The following is a 21887-nucleotide window of genomic DNA, read 5'->3' as shown; positions in this document are numbered from 1 at the left end:
AAAAATTTTATTAGTAAAAAGCTATTATTGGCAGGCTTAATATCGGTGTGAGCATGGCTCACGCCGATATTGATGAGTTGAAGTTGTGATAAACGGTCACTTATAAAGGATTTAAGATGTACGTTATATTCAATGCGGATGATTATGGGCTGAGCCAAGGAGTCAACACCGGCATTATTGACTCCTCCAATCAGGGCGTGGTTCGTTCCACAACATTAATGGTAGGGATGGAAGCTCAAAACCATGGTATTGATTTACTGACGACCGCACCTTATCTGAAGCTTGGTTTGCATTTTAGGCTAACAGCAGGATCTGCTTTATCATCTCTAAGTAGCCTCACAGACAATCATGGTCAGTTTCTTACACAAGACCGCTTTTGGCCGAGAACTCAGTTCAATGAAAATGAGTTGTTTGATGAGCTGAGTTTACAAGTTGAGCAGTTCAAAAAAACGGGCGCGACTCTGAGCCATATCGATAGCCATCACCATGTTCACACTCACCCTCAAGTACTCCCTGTCGTATTGGAAGTGGCAAATTTTCATAGAGTACCGGTTAGAGGTCAAAGGCAAATCGCTGGAGATATATCTTTAAAGCGCTACTGTTTTAGCGATGTGTTTTATGGTGATTCTGTAGGCGTGGATACAATTGTAAAAGAGATCAAACGGCTTCAAACGAACACTGATGTGCTGGAATTTATGTGTCACCCTGCTCACCTTGATGAATCACTTAAAGCGCAGAGCAGCTATTACCATCAACGAGAAATAGAGCTGAACACTCTAACAAGTCAGCAACTCAAAGAAGCGCTCCATGAAGCACAAGTAACGGTGACGGATTATTCAATATTGAATGAATAACAGCATCCACATCAAATATTAAGATTTTAGCAGCCTGCCAGCTATTGCCCCCTTTTAGTCAAAAGACAAATAATACAGGCAGGTTGCTACTCCATTTCAGTGCATTCTATTTCAACGCATTCTATTTCAATTTATCAACGGTGATACATTCTAGGTAAAAGAATGAAAGGCGCCGTTTATTAAGGTACAGAACTTTACATGGCAAGGATTAAAGACGTTGCAGAACTTGCAGGCGTAAACCGTTCCACCGTTTCTAGGATCATTAACGGCGAAGGGAAATTTAGAGCGGATACGGTTCGTAAAGTAGAAGCTGCAATGGCAGAACTTGATTATCGCCCCAGCGCAATTGCACGTTCATTAGCAACATCATCTTCCAATATGATTGGCTTGTTGGTCACCTATTACACGGGTGGATTCTTCGGAGAGATGATGGATCAAGTACAAGCAGAACTTGATTTAAATAAGAAGTTTTTAATCACGGCGCAAGGCCACCAAACGGAAGCTGGCGAGAGAGAAGCAATCCAAAGGTTTAATGATTTGCGATGTGATGGTTATGTTCTGAATAGTCGTCATTTAAGCGATGACGAGCTTAGAGAGCTTGCGAAAAAACCAACTCCATTTGTACTCGTTGACCGTTTAGTCGAGGGTTTAGAATCACGTTGTGTCACATTTGATCATGTTGAGGCAGCAAAAGCGGCCGTTGAACATCTGATTGAACAGGGGCATAAAACCATAGGTTGTATTGCAGGTTCACCGAATCGGTTATCGAGCCAATTAAGAACCCAAGGGTACCGTGAAGCGTTGAAGCAAGATGGTTTGCTAATTTCTGAAGATCTTGAAGACGCTGGTGATTATCGTCAAGCCAGTGGGTACCATGCCGCGAAGAGGCTGTATGAGGCAAACCCTAATATGACGGCCATTTTTTCATGCAGTGAAGACATGACATCAGGAGCAGTTCAGTTTTTCCATGAACAAGGTATTAAGATTCCTGAGCAAGTTGCACTCATCAGTTTTGATAGCATCGACAGGTGTGAAATGTACTACCCTAAGGTTTCCTCTGTTCACTTTCCTATCAGTGACATGGCACGCCTCGCAGTTGAAGTTTTAATGAAACAAATCAACAACCAACCCATTGAGGCACACCATCAATTGCCACATGAACTACGAATCCGTAATAGCAGCACAGCTTCGTAGGCTTCATTGAAGGTTAAAGAATTCCAAGCGTTTTAAGCTTCCGGTAAATGGTATTTCGGCTGACTCCCAGTATGCGTGAGGTCTTACTGATATTACCTTGGTTAGCTTGATAGGTTTGAACCAAGGTATCTTCAACCGCGGCTTTTAAATTTGTTCCTTCTGACATAAAGCCATTTGTTGGAGGAGTCTTAAGTTGCGATGTGTGATGCTGTGGTGAACTTACATGATAAGCGGCTTCAGGTGTGTATGCTGTTTTCAAATGTTGAGCTAAATGATTTGGGACATGCTCTAAAGTCAATTGAGGCTCACCAGAAGACAGCAAAGCTGTCACTTTTAATAGGTTGTCTAACTCCCGAATATTTCCTGGCCAGGAATACGTACAAAGGCGTTCCATTAGGCTAGGGCAAATAGTTTGGTTGTGCTCTGAGTATTTTTGATGGATCGTTTTAATGAGCGCTGGCTTATCGTCTCTTTCTTTTAAGCTTGGTAAGTGGAACGCCAGTCCATTCAATCGGTAGTAGAGATCTTGTCTAAACTCTCCACTTTCAACTAGTTGCTCTAGGTTTTTGTGGGTGGCGGCAATGATTTGGCAATCCACATTGATACTTTGGTTTGATCCAACCGGTACAACGGACTTGTCTTGTAAGACATGCAATAACCGGCATTGTGCTTCTAATGGCATGTCGGCGATTTCGTCTAAAAACAAAATGCCTTTGTCCGCTTGCCTTATCTTTCCTTGGTAGCCTTTATGGCTTGCGCCTGTAAAGGCTCCGGGCGCGTAGCCAAATAATTCTGATTCGATTAAATCTTTTGGTAACGCACCACAATTCACCGCCACTAATGGTGCCGATTTTCGCTGGCTTTGCTTGTGTAAAGCTTTGACGAATTCGCCTTTGCCTACACCCGTTTCCCCAAGAATTAATAAGCTGATGTCTTTGTCGATAACCTTATTCGCTTGTTGCCAAACGTGTTCAATATGGTGGTCACCGTGGTGTAAATCGCAAGACATAGTTAAAGCGCGAGTCCGTTTAGGTGGGGCTTGCAGTTGCTGCTTTTCAAACACAAAGGAAGATTCAGAGAACGGCTTTTCGAATAGTGATTCAATAGACTCACCGACTACGGATGTTTGTTCTAACAACTGGGAGGCGACTTGATTGTGCGCAAGTATTTGCCCCGTTTTATCAGCAATTACAATCCCTTGCCAGCCACTGTGCAGCAGTGATTTTTCATACGCTAAATCAATGCGAATAGTGCCTTGTGGGATATGGCTGAGTAACTGATTTTCAATAAGTTGAATCATGTTCTGTACGAGCAGTTGAACCGTTGAGTTGTGTTGCTGCTGTTCACTGGTGATATCCAAGATACCGATCATTTGCCCTTGATGATCAAAAATGGGGCAAGCGGAGCAACTTATGAACCGATGCTGGTGGATAAAATGCTGGTCTCCAATAATGGATACAGGCTTAGCCTCAACGATGGCTGTGCCGATTGCATTGGTCCCTTTAAGTTGTTCTTGCCAGCAAGCACCAGAACTTAATGCGATTGTAGTCAGCTTCTCCTTAAATTTTTCCTGTCCCCAACTTGCCAATATTACGCCTTCAACATCGGTCAAAATTAAACGACTATCACTACGCGCAAACATTTGATTAAACAAGGGTAGTGCGACTTGCTTGACGATTTGGATGAGGTTAGCCGAGCCGTATCTGCGCTCTTTTAGAAGAGATTGAGGTAAGCGAATATCTTCTGGGAGACGCCTTTGTTTTAGACCTGCTTCACTGCTGCGCCCCCAAGAAGATGAGAGCCAGTCAGAAGTGGATGTGTGCTTCAATGAGGTTTTGGATTGCTGAAGTTGCATGACCGTTCCAAGCTGTGACAGTTAGGGTGTTCCAAAGTGGGACACTTGAACACTGAGACACTTCCTCTACCACAGTTCAAAGTTAATACACTTCAGGTTGTTATTGTTTGGTAATCATAGTTTTACATTTTATTAACAACAAGTTTTGAAGTATTGGCGTGTGATTTGCGTTGTTACTGGTGTGAGAAAAACACGGAACAACCATGTTTTAAACACATTACGTTTAAAAAACGGAATAGAAATCAATAACTCAAACAGAATTGAAAGTGGAAGGATCTAACTATGATTTATGCGCAGCCGGGTAGTGAAAATGCAGTGGTGAACTTTAAAGCTCAATACGATAACTTTATCGGCGGTGAGTGGGTGAAGCCTGTAAGTGGCGAATACTTTGACAATATTTCACCCGTCAATGGTGAACCTTATTGCCAAGTGGCACGATCTACGGAAGCCGATATTTCTTTAGCGTTAGATGCAGCGCATGCGGCGAGAGCTAGTTGGGCAAGCACAAGTGTTACTGAACGCTCAAATATTTTACTGAAAATAGCCGATCGAATTGAAGCAAACTTAGAAGAAATTGCGGTTGCTGAAACTTGGGAAAATGGCAAACCTGTACGTGAAACTTTGGCTGCTGATATTCCTTTAGTTGTTGATCATTTCCGTTACTTTGCGGGTTGTATTAGAGCGCAAGAAGGCAGCGCAGCAGAGCTGGATTCAAACACCGCAAGTTATCATTTCCCAGAACCAATTGGTGTGGTCGGGCAAATCATCCCTTGGAACTTCCCAATCTTAATGGCGGCTTGGAAACTTGCGCCTGCGTTAGCGGCTGGTTGTTGTATTGTTTTAAAACCAGCAGAGCAGACTCCCACCTCTATTTTGGTATTAATGGAAAAAATTGCAGACCTTCTTCCTGCTGGTGTTATCAATGTCGTGAATGGCTTTGGTAGCGAAGCTGGTCAAGCGTTAGCAACCAGTGATCGCATTGCTAAATTGGCTTTCACAGGCTCAACTGAAGTGGGTCATCATATACTGAAATGTGCCGCTGAAAGCTTGATTCCATCAACGGTTGAATTGGGCGGTAAGTCTCCGAATATCTATTTCCCTGATATTTTCAACCATGAAGATGAGTACCTAGATAAATGTGTAGAAGGCATGCTGCTGGCATTCTTTAACCAAGGAGAAGTGTGTACTTGTCCATCACGCGTACTGATCCATGAATCGGTTTACGATAAGTTTATTGCGAAGGTGGTTGAAAGAGCGCAAACCATTAAACAAGGCAACCCACTGGATACCGACACGCAAGTGGGCGCTCAAGCTTCAAAAGAGCAGTTTGATAAGATCCTAAGTTATCTGGAAATTGGTCGTCAAGAAGGGGCAAAAGTACTGACTGGCGGTGAAATTGCTCAACAACCTGATGATTTGGGTAACGGCTATTATATTCAACCAACGATGTTGGAAGGCAACAATAAGATGCGAGTGTTCCAAGAAGAAATCTTTGGCCCTGTTATTGCCGTAACTACCTTTAAAGATGAAGCTGAAGCATTGGCGATTGCCAATGATACCGAGTATGGGTTGGGTGCTGGGGTGTGGACTCGTGATGCAAACCTAGCCTATCGAATGGGGCGTAAAATTGAAGCAGGACGTATTTGGGTGAACTGCTACCACGCTTACCCTGCGCATGCGGCATTCGGTGGGTACAAGAAATCGGGCATTGGACGTGAAACTCATAAGATGATGCTAGATCACTACCAAAACACTAAAAACTTATTGATCAGTTACGACACTAACCCTCTTGGCTTTTTCTAATCGAGTAGCGAATAATTGTTCAACAAAACTGACCTAGTCAACAAGTTTAAGCCATTGAACTGATCTACAGAACTTGGCTATTGAATAAAGATGGAATAACAACACAGTTGGCTTAACTAACTAAAAGCGCCACATTCGTATGAAGTGGCGCTTTTTTTTCAGAAAAAATGACTATAGAAAAAAGTGCGATGAGATTTATAACTCGGTATGAGAAAAGAAGATTTCTTGCTTCTTATGAAGCCCGTGATTCCCTTCTACTTTAACTTTCTCTAAGCCTTTCTTACCCACTAATGCGCGGACCATTTGGCGGTTAAATGGGAAGTTCTTCTCGTCTTCAATGAACTCATCCACTGAAATCCACTTAGCTTCGGCGATTTCATGAGTATCTTGAATGTCGATGTCTTGAGTGTCTGCCGTTAGGTGGCAAATAAAGTACAAGTTCGATTTACCAAATTGGTAGGGGTGCTTTGTTGTCATGCCTACCACGGACTGAAATGTGGCTTCCACGCCCGTTTCTTCTAGTGTTTCTCTAATGATGGACTCTTCTATGTTTTCTGCTAATTCAATGTGCCCACCTGGGAGCTTATAACCTGTCATCCCATGTTCTTTGATAACGAGAAGTTCATGATCATCATTGGTAATTAATGCGCCAGCCCCAAGAGTGTGAGTGGGGATGAATGGCACAAAAGAGACTGAATCGGATTTATGAACCAGTGTAATTTCAGCTTCAAGGCAATTATGAAAAACAAACCCGGCTTGAGTAGCCACAGGAATCAATTGGGATTGAGAGATCGGTAAGCTAAGCCAAGTGATTCCTTTTCGATTTTCTGACGAAAACTGTAAGATCTCGGTCAGCTCTTGCTCAAAAATTTTGGTGTCATTTGGCACACTTGTCACATCAATAATGATGCCGTTAAATTTATCGAGAATGAATTCCACTGGCTTTCCTTATCTTCTATTTATGAGGCTTAGGCGTTTTTTAAATGCTTTAAAGTATCCGTTAACGAAGGCAGAATCGTATGACCTAAAGCTTTGACTTCATCGCATGGCTCTACAAGGTCAGGTACTTGAAAGGTCATCATATTGGCTGCGACGGCTGCGCGAGTGCCGTTGTTTGAATCTTCAAATGCGAGACATTTTTCTGGAGCTACGCCAAGACGTTCTGCTGCGAGCAAGTAGATTTCAGGATGAGGTTTACCATGAGTAACTTCGCAGCCTGTACTTAATGATGTGAAGTAGGAATCCAGCCCTGCTAATTTGAGCTTTACCTCTGCAAGATCAAGTTGTGTGGAAGTTGCCACTGCGATAGGAATGTTTTTTGATTTGAGCCACTCCAGGAGTTCGATCACTCCTTCTTTCACGGGAATAGCTTGGTGTTTTACTATGTTGCTGTATCGAGTACGCCACTCGTTATTGAGTGCTGGATAATCGAGATCTTTGCCGTAGCCCTTACGGAATAATTGCTCAATCGTTTTTGCATTACAGCCAATAATATTGAGATACACGTCTTTTAGGAATGGTACACCTTGGGCTTGGCATGCTTCTTCAAAAATACGCATACAAACCCGTTCAGTGTCGAGGAGTAATCCATCCATATCGAAAATGGCAGCTTGGAAATTCATGTGGTGACTTCTTTCTCAAAATTATGTGAAGCCCGCATTCTTACATAAGCCTAGTTCATCTTCTATAGCGGAGTTAGGAGAACTCTCATTTGAATTTTTAGCATTTCCAATTGGATTAGTAGAACCAGCCAGTTCGAAACGAAACGCCTACCACGACAAAGCATATTGATAAAATGGTGACAGGGATAATATGCCAAGCCATGGTTTTTAGGGTGTCAGGTGATAAGTTGGGTATGACTCTAAATCTAGCGCTTAAGGCAAAGCAAAAAGTGATGAACAAAAGAGAAAATTTAAGCCAAAGTACGTGAGTGATAGGGTTTGAGAAATCAGTCCATTGGTTAATGTCAGGCAACATATGGAAGGCAAGCATTATGCCTGTAACGATCTGTGTTACGAGGGCAGGCATCCCAATTTTTTCATAGACAGATTCAAACTTGAGTAACTCTTCAGGCGATCGTTCTTTTAATACTCGGGGTAATACGACAACTGAAAGTACGATATGCCCGCCAGTCCAAATGGTGGCGCCCAATACGTGCAGTAATAGCAATATTCCAAACATAGTTAACTGACTTTAGGAAATGATAACTCACCTTATATTAATGAGAATCATTTCCAAATGAGCCAAGTCAAAGTTACGGTCTATTTATAAAATTATTGATTGGCATTGTGCGTGTGAATATATTGGCAGAGGTGTGCGTAAGGGTTACCTAATGTATCGAGCATTGATACTTACATACCAGTGTTGGAGTTTTCCATCGGATTTTTCAATCCAAAGATCATTCGTGTACTGCTCTATTTTCCCGTTCACACTGAGAGAAAATGTGTTCTCATCGAATTCGCCCAGTTTGGCAAACTTATCTGTAGTGATGAGGAAAGGTTCCATATTTTCAATATCACTTACGTCAGAAACCACGTAGTAATGGTAAGTGAATGGCATGCTGGCATCGTTCGGGTTATTTCGGTAAGAAACCAATTTAAATGGCTTGGTTAAAGGTACGTCGAGTACTTGTTTATCCAAAATTGAAGGCGTAGGGATAAAAAGCCAAGCGGTAAATAAACCACTGAGTAATACGACAATAAAGAAAAGAACTTTTGCCGTTTTTAGTGCGAGTTTTGTATTCATTGCAAACCTTGCTGTATAGCAACCGTTACTAATAGGGTGACAGTAACATCAATAAAAATAAGGTTGCTATGGTAACAGGTTTTTATTCCAAGCTTACTTGTTTAAGTAGGCGGCGTGGAACTCAATGTGGTCACTGATGAAGGTAGAGATAAAGAAATAGCCGTGATCATAACCGGGCTGCATGCGCAGTTCTAAATCTGTATTGTTCACTTTGGCTGCTTCTATCAATTGCTCAGGTTTTAGCTGCTCTACTAAGAAGTTATCCGCTTCACCTTGGTCAACTAAAATTGGAAGCTCAATGCTATGTTCTTTCATCAATTCTGAAGCGTCATACTGCTTCCAAGACTCAATATCACTGCCTAGGTATTGGCTGAACGCCTTTTGCCCCCAAGGGCATTGCATTGGATTACTGATCGGACTGAATGCTGAAATAGAACGATAGCTATCCGAATTTTTGATACCTATGGTCAGTGCACCATGCCCGCCCATGCTGTGTCCTGAAATCGACTTGATTGCCGTTACTGGAAAGTAAGCTTCAATTAGCGCTGGAAGTTCTGTCACGATGTAGTCATACATGTGGTAGTGATCATTCCAAGGTGCTTGAGTTGCGTTTAGGTAAAAGCCCGCGCCTTGACCCATATCGTAACTTTCATCATTTGGCACATTTTCACCGCGAGGACTAGTGTCAGGTGCAACTATCGCAATGCCTTGCTCGGCAGCCGCTTTGAAAGCATTGGCTTTTTGCATGAAATTTTCGTCTGTGCAGGTTAAGCCAGATAACCAGTATAAAACGGGAACTGGGTTTTCTTTGCTTGCATTCGGCGGTAAAAAGATAGCAAAACGCATATTGCAGTTAAGAGTGGCAGAGTGGTGGCTGTATTGTTTGTGCCAACCGTCGGCAACTTTTGCTTGGCTGATATTTTCGATAGACATGATGATTAAGCCTTTGATATTGGAATAGCCGCTCTTAGAGAAGAACGGCTATTAGGTAAAGCGAAGTTAGGTTGTTCGCCTATGTCTAGGTCACTGACTTCTGCTTGGGTGACTTAGCTAAGCTTATGTTACTTAAACCTGTTTAGGCTATTTATCCATGTGTAAAACAGTACGGATAGACTCACCTTTGTGCATTAGGTCGAACGCTTCATTTACGTCTTGCAGACCCATAGTGTGAGTAATGAACTCTTGTAAGCCAAACTCACCAGCCATGTAACGGTTTACGATTTCTGGAAGCTCAGAGCGGCCTTTAACACCACCGAATGCAGAACCACGCCATACACGACCAGTCACTAGTTGGAATGGACGAGTTGCGATCTCTTGACCAGCACCAGCAACACCGATAATTACAGATTCGCCCCAACCTTTGTGGCAGCACTCAAGTGCTTGACGCATAACGTTTACGTTACCAATACACTCGAAAGAGTATTCAACGCCGCCGTCTGTCATATCAACAATCACTTCTTGAATTGGCTTATCGAATTTCGTTGGGTTGATGCAGTCAGTTGCGCCAAGCTGTTTTGCTAGCTCGAATTTACTCTCGTTGATATCAACACCGATTATGCGGTCTGCACCAGCCATGCGAGCACCAATGATTGCAGACAGACCGATACCACCAAGACCGAATACAGCAACGTTGTCGCCTTTTTCTACTTTAGCCGTGTTTAATACCGCGCCCATGCCCGTTGTTACACCACAGCCTAGAAGACAAACTTCTTCAAGTGGTGCGTCTTTAGATACTTTTGCTAACGAGATTTCTGGAAGTACTGTGTACTCAGAGAACGTTGAGCAACCCATGTAATGGAAAATCGTTTCGCCATTGATAGAGAAACGGCTCGTTCCATCTGGCATTAAGCCTTTACCTTGAGTCTCACGTACTGCTTGGCAAAGGTTTGTTTTGCCAGACTTACAGAATTTACATTCGCCACATTCCGCAGTGTAAAGTGGGATAACATGGTCGCCAACTTCAACACTGGTTACGCCTTCGCCTATCATTTCAACAATGCCGCCACCTTCGTGACCAAGGATTGATGGGAAGATACCTTCTGGATCGTCACCTGATAATGTGAATGCGTCAGTGTGACATACGCCAGTCGCGACGATGCGAACAAGAACTTCACCAGCTTTAGGAAGTTGAACATCAACTTCTTCCATTTTAAGTGCTTCACCGGCTGCCCAAGCAACCATAGCTTTAGATTTAATAGATGTTTGACCTGGTTTGATTTCAAGTGCCATTGGAGTTTTCCTTTATTAGTCAGTGAAGCGGAAGCTTCATTCGGCTTAAAGCAACGGTTTAAACTGAGTAACCCAGTTTTGTGTTTTAAGCGTAGTTGAGCTTGTTTGTTTCCGCTCTCTCGTTTTGTTGGGGCTAGTATAGAGTTTTGTATTGGTTTGATAATCCCACCAAATGGAAAATCATTATTACGTATATGTAATAATTAAAATGTAAGTCAAAATGAAAATACGAAACCAAAGTGAGAAATAGAGCTCTTAGGAAATCGTTTTTGAATCGCAGTTATTTCATTACCTCCATTATTTTATTGCCTTCCGACCGTATAGAAACTTTAACCAGCACAGCTTTACCTCAAATCATGACATCAACAAAAAACGTTAAACTTTTAACGGTTTTTCTTTTGCTGGTTGCGACATTTGTAACTCTATTTTTGCATGTGGTGTATTACGCTGTTTAAATTATGAACGAGTGCCTGTCTTAGGTATGCGCTTATGGGGATTTGAATTTAATTGAAAATATTATTAGGGTATGTGACTCAGTTGCTGCTCTTGTCAATACTTTCAATACTTTCAATACTTTCAATACTTTCAATACTTTCAATACTTTCAATATTTTCAATTGCTTGCATTTATAAAATCTGTAACTATCAAGTGGTATTTTGTATATTAAGATAATCATTAGGGCTTACTCTGCTGCCTGAATATTGGGGGCATGACCTAGAAAGAATGGTTACTTTGGTGCCGCACGATTTAACTTATGCCTTGATTCGAACGATCTATTAGTACCAATACTCAATGGGTACAAATGATTAAGTGGATGGCATATTGATAAAATCGTGCAGCAGTATTGTGTTAGGTATTAACGTCAAAAGGCTAAATAACGATGAATTGGACATTAAGTGAATTACAAGCGTTCTTAAGTGAACATCAAGGTTGGAGCGTAGAGGAAGCTGAACAATCGTTAGTTATCAAAAATGAAGATGGAATCAACGCTTTCTTAGCCGTTTCTGGTGAGCAAATTTTGGTTGAAGTTTTACTGTTCGCTCAAGCGGATGTAAAAGATATTCCTGTGTTGAATGAAACCATTCTGCGTACACATAAAATGTTCCCACTATCGACCATTGGCATTAATGATGTGAATGGCAATAGCTATTATACCGCGTTTGGTTCGTTGTCTTCGCAATCGAAGCAAGAGAGCATTGTTATTGAAGTCGCGACTTTGTTTAGAAACGTAGAAGCTTTCATCGACCTATATCAAGAATACCTATAAGGAGCCCGCTATGAGTGTATGGAAAAAATTAGTTACCGCAATCAAAGGTGGCGCTAACGAAGCAGCAGAAGCGGCAGCAGACAATCAAGCATTACGTATTCTTGATCAAGAGATTCGTGAAGCGAAAGAGGAACTTCGCCGTTCAGATGAAGCTTTGGTTAAAATCATCGCGAAGCGTAAGCTTTCTCAGAAGAAAGTCACAAGCTTTGATGCTGGAATCGCTGAATATGAAGGTCATGCTCGTTCAGCGATGGAAAAGGGGCAGCAAGAGTTAGCATTAGAATGTGCAACTAAAGTTGCGTCATTGCGTAATGAACAGCAAGCCGAAGAAACTTACCTACAGCAGTTCACGCAGTCGGATCAGTCGATGCGTGTCAACATCGCCCAAGCCAAAGATAAACTGCGTCAACTTGAGCAGCAAGTCGACGTTGTTAAAGCTAATGAAGCCGTTCAAAAAGCTCAAGCGGCAGTATCGGCGACGAATGTTGGTGCGAATGCCAAAATGCATACGGCGGTTGAATCTCTTGATCGTATTAAACGTCGTCAAGATGAAAGACAAGCTCAATTTGAAGCATCTGCGGAACTTCAAGAAGAGCAATCTGGTAGCAGCTTAGACAAGAAGCTGGCAGAGGCTGGAATCAGTGGCGCAGGCAGCAGTTCAGCAGAAGATGAACTTGCGCGCATTCTAGGTAAGTAATCGTCAACTATTATTGAGTGCAATGCCGCCACGACGTTTATTTCATGCGTGGTGGCTTTATATTGCGCTCAATCTCTTTGACCATACACTCATATTACTGACTCACGACTTTGGAGAAAGCGATGTTTGGTTGGTTTAAGAAACAAAAAGAAGAGAAACCTCAACGCCCACAAGCACCGGAAGTACTTGGCCTTCGCTTAGGCGGCGCTTTTGAACTTGACGATCTTAAGCTTAAAATTATAGAACCCGATCTAACCATTGAAGGGGCTGCTCGAACTCAGATAATCAAAGCGGTTGGTGAAGTTAAGCTCGATAGTCAAAGCCGTTTGCTGCGTTACTACACAGACGATGAAGGTTTTTTGCAAATACTTCAGCACGGCACTGATGAGTCTGGTGTTGAAGAAGTGAAGCTATGGTACTTCTATGAATCTAAACCCATTGATACTCAAGCTCGCTGGCAAGCTGTACTTGATAACGAGATCGTGACGGCGGAGAAAACATTAGAAGAACAAGTCTTCACTAAAGTCTGGGAAAACACTCGCCCTGTTCCTATGACAGAAACCACGTGGGATCAGTCTGGAAATATGACCACGACCGATCAATTTGTGATGGTGTATGAACGACAAGTTTCTGATGATCTTTTTGAGTCGCTTTTGGTCAGCGGTGAGGAAACGATTGTTAACAATCAGCATGACCGAAGTGTCGTGACGAGTACAGGCATCAACTTAACACCCACCGACTTTACATTAATCAGCTAAATTTAATTTTTATTTTCGCCATCAAGGAAGGCTCATGTCTCAATTATTGAACTCACTGGCAGGCTTAGGTGCATTCGCACTTTATTTTGCGCTGTCGATTTTTTTCTTATTACTATTCAAGTTCGTCTATATTCGCTGCACACCTTATGACGAGTGGAAGCTCGTTAAAGATGATAAAAACGTGGCAGCAGGTTTGACTTTATCTGGTGCATTCATCGGTTACAGTTTAGCCATTGCGGGTGCGGCAACTAATTCAGTTAACCTTATCGACTTTGCAGTTTGGGGTGTTGTTGCGTTAATTGCACAGCTGCTTGCTTTTGCTATCGTCCGTTTTGGTTTCATGCCTAAATTGGTTGATCGTATTAAAGATAATGAGATCCCTGCAGGTATTGTGATGGGCTCAATGTCGATTGCGATTGGTTTGCTAAACGCTGCTTGTATGACTTACTAGGAGGCGTAATGAAACGTAGCCAAAATGTAATTCTGCCAGAGATGCGTAAAAACTGGCGTAAATTTAGCCTAGCGCCAATTTCAGTTGCCGTAACCACCGCGATGATTTCTGGTTGCAGTGATGATTCAGTACAAACCAATATCTACGGTACTATCGATGAATGTATTAGCGATCACCCTAGCTATACTGCGGAGTGTCAAACTGCTTATCAAGAAGCGTTAATAGAAGCTGATCGCACCGCACCTAAGTTTAAGTCAATGAATGACTGCGCGAGTGAGTTTGGTTTCAGTGGTTGTGTTGCTGCGCCGCAGAACAATTGGTTTATGCCTGCAATGGCTGGCTTTATGTTCAGCCGTCTTATAGATGACAGACGTCATTATTCACAGCCAATGTTCACTTCTACCTACCGAAATAGCGTGTTTTACGGTGATTGGATTTCTTCTGATGGACGTAACTACGGTAAAACGTATAAGCGTGGCAAAATCTCGGTCAGTCGGGAGGATTTAAAACCGAAAGCAACGGCGAAAAGAACCATTTCTCGCGGCGGTTTCGGTTCAACAGTCTCTGCTAAATCAAGTTGGAGCAGTTCTAAGAGCTCTAGTAAGAGTTGGGGCGGATAATGCTTCGACTGAGCTCGACCCCCCGCAAAAATTGGAAGCACTTAGCCGCGGAATACGGCTTTGGCTTCCATAGCATGTATGAAGAACCTTATTGGGATGAAACTGCTTATTATCAGTTTACGCTTAAACAGATCGAGCAAGACCTTGAACAGCCGACTCAAGAGATCCATGAAATGTGTCTTGAGGTGGTCGACATGGTGGTTAAAGATGAGTTCTGGTTAAAGCGCTTTCAAATCCCTGAAGCCATGTGGCAAGAAGTCCAAAATTCATGGATGCGTAAAGAACCTTCTCTCTATTCACGTATTGATTTAGCTTATGACGGTAATGGCCCTGCTAAGTTCTATGAGAACAATGCAGATACCCCGACTTCTCTGTTTGAAACTGGATTCTGGCAATGGTTTTGGCTAGAAGACCAAGTGAAGTCTGGGAAATTAAGACGCGACTCAGACCAGTTTAACTTGCTGCAAGAGCTAATGATGGCGCGATTCCAAGAGCTATCTAGGTTGCAACCGGGACAAACATTACATTTTTCGTGTTGTAAAGACACTGAAGAAGATCGCGGGACCGTGCAGTACATGCAAGATTGCGCCATTGAAGCTGGGCTCGACACTAAGTTTGTTCATATTGAAGATATAGGGTTAACTCAAGACGGTGAATTTACTGATTCAGAAGATAACCTTATTCGTTGGATGTTTAAGTTGTACCCTTGGGAATTTATGTTTCAAGAAGAGTACGCTAAGCACCTGCATACCGCGAAAGTGAACTGGCTAGAACCGATGTGGAAATCGATCTTGTCGAATAAAGCGTTGCTTCCCCTGCTATGGCAGAAATTCCCTAACCATCCTAACTTGCTGGCTTCTTATTTTTCTGATGATCCTAAGCTACAAAGCCTAAAAAATGCAGAGCTAAAAGACCATGTGATTAAGCCGCTTTTTTCTCGTGAAGGTGCCAATATACAGGTAGTACGGGATAATAAATTGGTGCTAGATACTGAAGGACCGTATGGGGAGGAGGGGCATATCATTCAAGCTTTCCACCCTTTACCAAAGTTTGGTGATAACTACACATTGGTGGGCAGTTGGTTGATCAATGATGAACCCGCTGGCATTTCAATTCGAGAAGACCGGTCGTTAGTGACACAAGATATGTCGCGTTACTTGCCTCATATTATTCTTGATTAACAAATTAGGTAAGCACTCTCTTCTTTAGTGCTTACCTTTTTTTCGCATTAATTTTCTTCTCGCTCTTCAATGGGTTTACTAAACAAATAGCCTTTTCCTAAGTCACATCCGTAATCGAACAAGCACTGATCTTATATTGTGGTTCTTCTCGTACTGACACCCCTCAATGGGTGAAAGAGGTTACTGCTTTAACTGCAATTCTACGAAATCAAAAGCAGCACTTTTTGAAATACCTCTTGATCTCAAGTTAACTTGAAGTTTTATGATGCCGACATTGGTATGGTTCACGAAAGAACTAATCACTTATCGAAAATTTCTGGAGGGATACAATGAATAACAGTGACTTTGATAGCTATCTAACAAAAGTAGGGCTTACTTCCAAACCAGCTTTAACCGAAGAAGGGTTGAAGGCTTTACACAACGCTCAACACCGAAGAATACCATTCGAGAATTTCGATATTGCCTTAGGGAAAAGTATTTCACTGAGTGATGAAGAACTCATCAACAAACTGATTCATAAAGAACGCGGTGGCTATTGTTTTGAACTAAATGGTCTTCTTTTGAAAACTTTGAAAGCGACCGGTTTTGACACGAGAGCATTATTGGGAAGAGTACATTTAGCTGGTGAGCCTACCGGAAGAAGCCACCAAGTCAGTGTCGTTAACCTAGATGAGCAGTTATGGATTGTTGATGCGGGCTTTGGTTCTCACACACCTCGTTCTCCTTTGCCTTTAGTCACTGATAAAGAGCTTTCTACTGATATTCAAACGTTTCGTTTTATAGAAACTGAGCAATTTGGTTACATGCTTCAAGTGAAGTTACCTGACGACAATGAAGGCTTTATTTGGCAAAGCTTGTACAGTCTTGATATGACCAACGTGTATGACGCGGATAAATCATATGGTAATTTTTATGTGTCGAATCACCCTAAGTCTTTGTTTGTGACTTCTCGTATTGCTGCGTTTCCAATTGAGAATGGCATTGTGACTATTTTTAATAACACGATGAAAAAGGTAGTGAATGGCATCACGGAAGAAACGGTGTTAGAAGAAAATGAGTCTTATCTAGAAACACTTCGAACTCAATTTGGTATTAAACTGGAAGCTTCATTTTCAGATCTAAAGCCGTTAGCAACTGACTAAATATCTGGTGTCGAATTGTTTGATGTTTAAGTCTCTCACCTGATTAACAAAAACGGTATGTCGTAATCGGACATACCTGTTGTCGCATAAGCCAATCGTCACAATCTTATTGAAGACGTAACATCTTCACAGATCATTCTTTCCTATTGTGTTTAGGATTCTTCTCTGAGGTTTTATGTTACGTTTTCTTTTTTGCAGCTTTGCGTTAGTGCTGCTTTATCCAACCGCAATTGACTTATATCTGGTAGGTTTACCGCAAATAGCGGCTGATTTACACGCCTCTGAAGCTCAGCTCCATATCGCCTTTTCCATTTATCTCGCCGGTATGGCTGCTACTATGCTGTTTGCTGGAAAATTAGCAGACGCGATTGGCAGAAAGCCAGTTGCCATCGCTGGTGCAGTCATTTTTTCTATCGCTTCTTTCACTGGGGGGACCGCTGAGAATGCTGAGTTTTTCTTGATCGCTCGATTTGTGCAAGGCATTGGGGCGGGCTCCTGCTATGTTGTGGCTTTTGCGATCCTTCGGGATGTTTTAGACGATAAAAAACGCGCGAAAATCTTGTCGATGCTGAATGGTATCACTTGTATTGTTCCTGTACTTGCGCCTGTTCTTGGGCATTTGATCATGACGCAATACCCATGGCAGAGCTTGTTTGTCACTATGACAGGAATGGGTGTGGTGGTGGCGCTATCTCTGTTTGTTTTAAAAGAGACCTTTTCAAAAAGGATTCCTTCAACAAATACTTCTTTGGTTAAGGGGATGCCGCCCCAAAACAGTTCGAAAGATAGCGCGAATGATGATCAGCCAGTTGATGATGCTTGGAAAGTGGAATCGTTTAAGACCTCTTTCTTTGTTAGCCGCGTGGTCATGACATCTTTGGCAGTAACTGCAATTTTAACCTACGTGAATGTCTCTCCCATGCTATTGATGAGCGAATTAGGTTTAGACCGAGCTGGCTATTCTGCGGTGATGGCAGGCACGGCGTTCGTCAGTATGTTGGTGTCTTTTTCTGCACCATTTGCATTGTCTATTTTTAAGCAACGAACGCTGATGGCGGCGGCTCAATTATTATTGGTGACGGCTGCAAGCCTTGTCAGTTTATCATTTAGTTATCAACTTGATCATGCTGTCACCTTCATCGGTTTTGGGCTCGTATCTGCTGGTTTTTCTTTAGGTTTTGGCGTCACAATGAGTCAAGCATTGAGTCCTTATTCGAAACGAGCCGGTGTTGCGAGTTCTATTTTGGGCGTCGCACAAGTATGCACTTCTGCATTTTATATCTGGTTTATGGGTGTGATCGGAGTGAGCGCATTGGGAATGCTGGCGTTTATTCTTGCTGGTGGTGGTGTTATTGGCTTGGCTTTAATATTATGGGTACGTCCATCTTGCACTCAAAATGACTATGAAGAAATCACTCGCGCGTCTTGATTTGAATTTACTGTTCACTTTGCAATTGCTACTGCAAGAGCAAAGTGTTTCTAAAACGGCTAAGAAGCTGAATGTTACACCTTCCACTGTCAGTAAATCACTCACCAAATTGCGAGATTGGTTTGAAGACCCGCTATTTGTCAAAACGCCTCAAGGGTTAGCTCCAACCCCTTTGGCAATGAGCATGGCGCATGATCTACAAGATTGGTTACAAATCGGCAGCCAAATTTTGACAAAAAGAGGGGATGAAACGCCCAGCGACATTACCTTGAGCTTGGAGGTCGAATCGCCCCTGTTTTTGATCATGTTGAATGATCTACTGAAAGAAACCTATCAAAGATACCCCAATGCCAAAGTTAAAACGCGCAGTTGGGATTATGACTCGATTGATGCTTTAGTACGTGGTGAATCAGATATCGGCTTTTCAGGAAGAGAAACACACCCAAGGTCGAAAGAATCGCTGAGTGCTTTGCCTTACTTTATTGACTTTGAAGTGCTATTTCATGATATGCCAGTTGTCTATCTGCGAAAAGATCACCCCGCTTTACAGCAAGAATGGAATATGGACACGTTCTTAAGCTACCCACATATCAACATCGTGTGGGAGAAAAGTGAAACGTGGGCGTTAGATGAAGTTTTGATTGATCTTGAGCTGAAGAGAAACATTGCATTGACGATGGCGAGCTTTGAGCAGTCACTGTTTATGGCAGCGCAACCTCATCATCATATGATGACCACGGCACCTCAGTATTGTTCGAAATACACTGAGCAATTGCACCCAAATTTAGTGTGTCTGCCCATTCCACTTAATGATGAATACAAAGATAAATTACTCATTCCTTTCACTATGTTATGGCACAAAAGAAACGCTTATAATCCGGTGATTATTTGGCTAAGAGAAACTATTAAATCTTTATATCAATTTTAGCTTTAGCGGTTAACTTCAATGTGAACACTCATTAAGTTTAGGCATTATTCAGATGTAAAAATGGCGGTTATTTAATGTTCTTAATTAAAAAGAACGCTAAATAACCGCCATTTTTTATTGCTGCTCGATTTTTACAATTCTAATGAAGGCTCACTAGAATTGTAAAATAAGACGATTAAGCACTTTTGTCCATTAAGCAAGCATAAGCCGTTGTGAACGGAGCTTCTTGGTATTGCTTAAGACCTGTTTCTTTAAACTTCATCATTAATGGATGACGCTTAAGGTTTTCTTTAATTTGAGTTGGAGCAACTACCACGACATCAAGGTCGTTAATCAGTTGAATCGCCGCTTCAAGTTTGAAACCAAAACCACCGCCAGCAAATTTGCCTTTAGTTTGACGTTGGCGAATAACAACCTTGTCTACTTGGTAATCTTCCATAAGTTTTGCAAAAGAAAATTGAAAGTCTTTCATTTTCTGTGTGTCGTTTGCATCACCAATAGAAACCTTCGAAACTCGGCAGTCTGGAATGTTAAATACACCGTCAGAAAGCGAAAGGAGACAGATGATTGCATCATTGCCTTTAATTTCAACACCACAAATTTTCATGCTTTTACCTACTTATTTTTGAGCCGTACATTATGAGGCTATTTAAGTGAGTTCACCAGTTTTACTGCATTAGCTTAACTGATACTGACTATAATTAAATCAATTGATTGAAAATTGCACACCTATTGAAATGTTGAGAGAAAAGTACCCCGAAAGGTTTTTACTGCTAGGCTTATACTGCAGTCTAAATTTGAGAGTTACTTCTCAAACACCTAGCTATAAATACGCCTTGTACGGTATATTATTGCAACTTATTTCTTATCCCTCACTTATATGGTTGTAGAGCCTTTATGAATATCAACAATATTTCCATTAAGAGTAAAATCGCGATCCCTCTGATCGTTATTGTTGTTCTGTTTTTTATGGTAACAGTGCTTAACGTTGTTAAGTCGAATGAACAGGCCGCAATAAACCATGAACTGAATAATGTAGTGCAGCCAGTCCTTGAAAATATCGAAGATGGTTACCGAGATATTTACCAAGTAATTGCAGCGGCCCAAGGCTTACTGCTTGCTGACGATGACGCTGCTATTGCGTACCAGCAACACGAATTTAAAGATAACGCCTACAAAATCGTGCCAAGGTTTGAAAGTGTCCAACAACTTTATGATGCAGGTGTGCTTAACTCTTCTTCACGAGGTGAATTAACACGGCTTGTAAAATCAATGCGTAACTGGGTGTCACTACACGAACCTATGTTTAATAACCCGCAGAATGCACACGCATATAACGAATCGCAATCTCATGCCATTGATAAAGAATTCACCACAATTCGTGAGCAACTAATTTCAATTCGAGGACTGATTGAAACGAAACAAATTGCTTTGCGTAAACAAGCGGATGATTCGATACAGTCGAGTAAATTGACTCTAGAGATTGGTATTGGCGTAGCATTTTTTGCTGCAGTGTTTGCGATGTGGTCTTCAAATCGTTTCATCATTAAACCGATCCAGAATGTTGAAAAAGCGATGAATGAGATTGCTTCAGGAGACGGTGACTTATCACAGAGAATGACAGTGGAAGGGACAGATGAAATTGGTCGTTTAAGTGGGGCTTTTAATGAGTTCGTCAGCAAGATTCACATCACGGTTGAACAAGTTATTTTTGCTTCCAATGCGGTGCGTGCTGAGATGGAAAACATCAAATCATTAACCCAAAGTGTGGCGGAGTTCTCTGCAAATCAACAGCAAGAAAGTGAAGTAGTAGCGGCTGCTGTTCATGAGATGCAGGTCACCAGTGAAACGGTAAGCAACAATGCAAATGATGCAGCTACTGCCAGTAATAGTGCCAATAGCGAAGTAGAATCCGCCAACAATACTCTTGGGTCTACAGTGACTTCAATTGAGCAACTTGCAACAGATATAGATCACGCAAGCAGTGTTGTGCACGAATTGGATAGTGATGTTAAAAATATCGCTTCCATTTTGGGCGTTATTAAAGGTATCGCTGAACAAACCAACTTATTGGCGTTGAACGCTGCGATTGAAGCTGCACGAGCTGGAGAGCAAGGGCGTGGCTTTGCTGTAGTAGCGGATGAAGTTCGTGCTTTGGCAAGTAAAACGCAAGAGAGTACTGGTGAAATCGAGTCAATGATTGAACGTTTAGAAGCGGGTGCCAAGCAAGCGGTTGGTGTGATGAATGAGAGCAAGCAGAGCAGTGAAAAAACCATCGAGCAAGCGGAAACTGCGGCGTCTTCTTTGAGTGAAATTCGAAGCTCTATCGGTCTTATGAATGAGATGAACACACAAATTGCGATTGCCGCTTCTCAGCAATCTAATGTATCTGAAGATGTGAACCAAAATGTCCAAAGAATTGCGGAAAGTACAATGCATATGGTTGAAATGGCCAGCAGTGCAGAAAACGCATGTATGGCATTAGCTGAGCAATGTGAGTCACTGGATTCATTAGTGTCTCAATTTGAAGTGTAACTATTTTGGTATGCAGTTATTAGGTTTGGTTAGCTTACATTAGAGTGGAACCTTCCAACTAAAAGCTTTTAACGATGTTAACTTATCGTTTAAGCCTACTAATTAAAAAGCTTAGATTTTGAAGTTTAGAAGCCAGCATTATGCGAATTTCTAGATTTTGAAACTAAGCTTTTTTGGTTTTGGTTTTGGTTTTGGTTTT

20 protein-coding genes and 2 pseudogenes are annotated in these 21887 nt (G+C 41.9%); 13 read left to right on the top strand and 9 right to left on the bottom strand.

Annotated elements, in window-relative coordinates:
• Window positions 1–116 precede the first annotated feature (116 nt).
• Both chbG and OCU78_RS21345 read left to right on the top strand, forming a co-directional pair.
• Entirely contained in the window at window positions 117–854 is a 738-nt protein-coding gene (chbG, locus tag OCU78_RS21350) for a chitin disaccharide deacetylase (protein WP_137371666.1), read from the top strand.
• A gap of 198 nt (window positions 855–1052) precedes the next feature.
• Window positions 1053–2048 carry a LacI family DNA-binding transcriptional regulator gene (locus OCU78_RS21345; protein ID WP_137371665.1) on the top strand — a complete coding sequence of 332 codons (996 nt, stop codon included), beginning with the start codon at window positions 1053–1055 and terminating at the stop codon, window positions 2046–2048.
• Between the two features lie 13 nt (window positions 2049–2061).
• Here the strand turns inward: OCU78_RS21345 and OCU78_RS23040 are convergent.
• A pseudogene (locus tag OCU78_RS23040) lies at window positions 2062–2196 on the bottom strand (helix-turn-helix domain-containing protein); the annotation flags it as partial.
• 104 nt (window positions 2197–2300) lie between these two features.
• Window positions 2301–3903, bottom strand: a pseudogene (locus tag OCU78_RS21340) (sigma-54-dependent Fis family transcriptional regulator); the annotation flags it as partial.
• 282 nt (window positions 3904–4185) lie between these two features.
• On the opposite strand from OCU78_RS21340, the gene exaC reads away from it, so the two are divergent.
• Window positions 4186–5706 carry an acetaldehyde dehydrogenase ExaC gene (gene exaC, locus OCU78_RS21335; RefSeq protein ID WP_137371663.1) on the top strand — a complete coding sequence of 507 codons (1521 nt, stop codon included), beginning with the start codon at window positions 4186–4188 and terminating at the stop codon, window positions 5704–5706.
• A 195-nt stretch (window positions 5707–5901) separates the two neighbouring features.
• Here exaC and OCU78_RS21330 read toward each other — a convergent pair whose 3' ends face one another.
• From OCU78_RS21330 to OCU78_RS21305, 6 genes are all read right to left on the bottom strand, one after another.
• Window positions 5902–6645: an NUDIX hydrolase gene (locus OCU78_RS21330; protein ID WP_137371662.1), complete on the bottom strand. Its 744-nt coding sequence runs from the start codon at window positions 6643–6645 to the stop codon at window positions 5902–5904.
• A gap of 29 nt (window positions 6646–6674) precedes the next feature.
• Window positions 6675–7328, bottom strand: a complete 654-nt coding sequence (locus OCU78_RS21325) for an HAD family hydrolase (RefSeq protein ID WP_137371661.1) — start codon at window positions 7326–7328, stop codon at window positions 6675–6677.
• Between the two features lie 115 nt (window positions 7329–7443).
• The gene (locus OCU78_RS21320) at window positions 7444–7887 is read right to left on the bottom strand and encodes a CopD family protein (RefSeq protein WP_137371660.1); all 444 of its coding nucleotides are present in this window, start codon (window positions 7885–7887) and stop codon (window positions 7444–7446) included.
• A 144-nt stretch (window positions 7888–8031) separates the two neighbouring features.
• Window positions 8032–8451 (bottom strand): hypothetical protein, encoded by a 420-nt coding sequence (locus tag OCU78_RS21315; protein WP_137371659.1) that lies wholly within the window; start codon window positions 8449–8451, stop codon window positions 8032–8034.
• A 93-nt stretch (window positions 8452–8544) separates the two neighbouring features.
• Window positions 8545–9384, bottom strand: a complete 840-nt coding sequence (gene fghA / locus OCU78_RS21310) for an S-formylglutathione hydrolase (RefSeq protein WP_137371658.1) — start codon at window positions 9382–9384, stop codon at window positions 8545–8547.
• Between the two features lie 147 nt (window positions 9385–9531).
• Window positions 9532–10680, bottom strand: coding sequence for an S-(hydroxymethyl)glutathione dehydrogenase/class III alcohol dehydrogenase (locus OCU78_RS21305; RefSeq protein ID WP_137371657.1), 1149 nt, complete (start codon window positions 10678–10680; stop codon window positions 9532–9534).
• 880 nt (window positions 10681–11560) lie between these two features.
• Here OCU78_RS21305 and OCU78_RS21300 point away from each other — a divergent pair.
• The 9 genes from OCU78_RS21300 to yidZ all read left to right on the top strand — a co-directional run bounded on the left by OCU78_RS21300 (window position 11561) and on the right by yidZ (window position 19153).
• A complete protein-coding gene (locus tag OCU78_RS21300; RefSeq protein ID WP_137371656.1) occupies window positions 11561–11947 on the top strand; it encodes a DUF2170 family protein in 387 nt (128 codons plus the stop codon).
• A 10-nt stretch (window positions 11948–11957) separates the two neighbouring features.
• On the top strand, window positions 11958–12644 hold the full coding sequence (locus OCU78_RS21295; protein WP_137371655.1) for a PspA/IM30 family protein: 687 nt from the start codon (window positions 11958–11960) through the stop codon (window positions 12642–12644).
• A 122-nt stretch (window positions 12645–12766) separates the two neighbouring features.
• Window positions 12767–13402 (top strand): YjfK family protein, encoded by a 636-nt coding sequence (locus OCU78_RS21290; protein WP_137371654.1) that lies wholly within the window; start codon window positions 12767–12769, stop codon window positions 13400–13402.
• A 34-nt stretch (window positions 13403–13436) separates the two neighbouring features.
• The gene (locus OCU78_RS21285) at window positions 13437–13853 is read left to right on the top strand and encodes a DUF350 domain-containing protein (protein ID WP_137371653.1); all 417 of its coding nucleotides are present in this window, start codon (window positions 13437–13439) and stop codon (window positions 13851–13853) included.
• 8 nt (window positions 13854–13861) lie between these two features.
• Window positions 13862–14473 carry a DUF1190 domain-containing protein gene (locus tag OCU78_RS21280; protein WP_137371652.1) on the top strand — a complete coding sequence of 204 codons (612 nt, stop codon included), beginning with the start codon at window positions 13862–13864 and terminating at the stop codon, window positions 14471–14473.
• Entirely contained in the window at window positions 14473–15654 is a 1182-nt protein-coding gene (locus OCU78_RS21275) for a glutathionylspermidine synthase family protein (protein WP_137371651.1), read from the top strand. The genes OCU78_RS21280 and OCU78_RS21275 overlap by 1 nt, the downstream gene beginning before the upstream one ends.
• 329 nt (window positions 15655–15983) lie before the next feature.
• Window positions 15984–16796, top strand: a complete 813-nt coding sequence (locus tag OCU78_RS21270; protein WP_137371650.1) for an arylamine N-acetyltransferase family protein — start codon at window positions 15984–15986, stop codon at window positions 16794–16796.
• Between the two features lie 175 nt (window positions 16797–16971).
• Window positions 16972–18225: an MFS transporter gene (locus OCU78_RS21265; RefSeq protein ID WP_137371649.1), complete on the top strand. Its 1254-nt coding sequence runs from the start codon at window positions 16972–16974 to the stop codon at window positions 18223–18225.
• Window positions 18200–19153, top strand: a complete 954-nt coding sequence (yidZ, locus tag OCU78_RS21260) for an HTH-type transcriptional regulator YidZ (RefSeq protein WP_137372244.1) — start codon at window positions 18200–18202, stop codon at window positions 19151–19153. Before OCU78_RS21265 ends, yidZ begins: the two co-directional genes overlap by 26 nt.
• 175 nt (window positions 19154–19328) lie before the next feature.
• Here yidZ and OCU78_RS21255 read toward each other — a convergent pair whose 3' ends face one another.
• Window positions 19329–19760 carry a DUF3010 family protein gene (locus OCU78_RS21255; protein ID WP_137371648.1) on the bottom strand — a complete coding sequence of 144 codons (432 nt, stop codon included), beginning with the start codon at window positions 19758–19760 and terminating at the stop codon, window positions 19329–19331.
• Window positions 19761–20050: 290 nt separating this feature from the next.
• Here OCU78_RS21255 and OCU78_RS21250 point away from each other — a divergent pair, with 290 nt between their 5' ends.
• Complete coding sequence (locus OCU78_RS21250) at window positions 20051–21688, top strand: methyl-accepting chemotaxis protein (RefSeq protein WP_137371647.1); 1638 nt, start codon at window positions 20051–20053, stop codon at window positions 21686–21688.
• Window positions 21689–21887: the final 199 nt, after the last annotated feature.

The sequence above is a fragment of the Vibrio gallaecicus genome (assembly GCF_024347495.1).
GTDB classification, from domain to species: Bacteria; Pseudomonadota; Gammaproteobacteria; order Enterobacterales; family Vibrionaceae; genus Vibrio; species Vibrio gallaecicus.
Note: the sequence above shows the minus strand (reverse complement) of the source record. Positions and strands in the feature narration are given on the sequence as shown.

Bases quoted from the DNA above. Each gene is read 5' to 3' on its own strand.
- chbG (WP_137371666.1), top strand. From the start codon at position 117: ATGTACGTTATATTCAATGCGGATGATTATGGGCTGAGCCAAGGAGTC.
- OCU78_RS21305 (WP_137371657.1), bottom strand. From the start codon at position 10,680: ATGGCACTTGAAATCAAACCAGGTCAAACATCTATTAAATCTAAAGCT.
- fghA (WP_137371658.1), bottom strand. From the start codon at position 9,384: ATGTCTATCGAAAATATCAGCCAAGCAAAAGTTGCCGACGGTTGGCAC.
- OCU78_RS21300 (WP_137371656.1), top strand. From the start codon at position 11,561: ATGAATTGGACATTAAGTGAATTACAAGCGTTCTTAAGTGAACATCAA.
- OCU78_RS21345 (WP_137371665.1), top strand. From the start codon at position 1,053: ATGGCAAGGATTAAAGACGTTGCAGAACTTGCAGGCGTAAACCGTTCC.
- OCU78_RS21270 (WP_137371650.1), top strand. From the start codon at position 15,984: ATGAATAACAGTGACTTTGATAGCTATCTAACAAAAGTAGGGCTTACT.
- OCU78_RS21295 (WP_137371655.1), top strand. From the start codon at position 11,958: ATGAGTGTATGGAAAAAATTAGTTACCGCAATCAAAGGTGGCGCTAAC.
- OCU78_RS21275 (WP_137371651.1), top strand. From the start codon at position 14,473: ATGCTTCGACTGAGCTCGACCCCCCGCAAAAATTGGAAGCACTTAGCC.
- OCU78_RS21325 (WP_137371661.1), bottom strand. From the start codon at position 7,328: ATGAATTTCCAAGCTGCCATTTTCGATATGGATGGATTACTCCTCGAC.
- OCU78_RS21265 (WP_137371649.1), top strand. From the start codon at position 16,972: ATGTTACGTTTTCTTTTTTGCAGCTTTGCGTTAGTGCTGCTTTATCCA.
- OCU78_RS21315 (WP_137371659.1), bottom strand. From the start codon at position 8,451: ATGAATACAAAACTCGCACTAAAAACGGCAAAAGTTCTTTTCTTTATT.
- OCU78_RS21285 (WP_137371653.1), top strand. From the start codon at position 13,437: ATGTCTCAATTATTGAACTCACTGGCAGGCTTAGGTGCATTCGCACTT.
- OCU78_RS21250 (WP_137371647.1), top strand. From the start codon at position 20,051: ATGAATATCAACAATATTTCCATTAAGAGTAAAATCGCGATCCCTCTG.
- OCU78_RS21290 (WP_137371654.1), top strand. From the start codon at position 12,767: ATGTTTGGTTGGTTTAAGAAACAAAAAGAAGAGAAACCTCAACGCCCA.
- yidZ (WP_137372244.1), top strand. From the start codon at position 18,200: ATGAAGAAATCACTCGCGCGTCTTGATTTGAATTTACTGTTCACTTTG.
- OCU78_RS21320 (WP_137371660.1), bottom strand. From the start codon at position 7,887: ATGTTTGGAATATTGCTATTACTGCACGTATTGGGCGCCACCATTTGG.
- OCU78_RS21280 (WP_137371652.1), top strand. From the start codon at position 13,862: ATGAAACGTAGCCAAAATGTAATTCTGCCAGAGATGCGTAAAAACTGG.
- exaC (WP_137371663.1), top strand. From the start codon at position 4,186: ATGATTTATGCGCAGCCGGGTAGTGAAAATGCAGTGGTGAACTTTAAA.
- OCU78_RS21255 (WP_137371648.1), bottom strand. From the start codon at position 19,760: ATGAAAATTTGTGGTGTTGAAATTAAAGGCAATGATGCAATCATCTGT.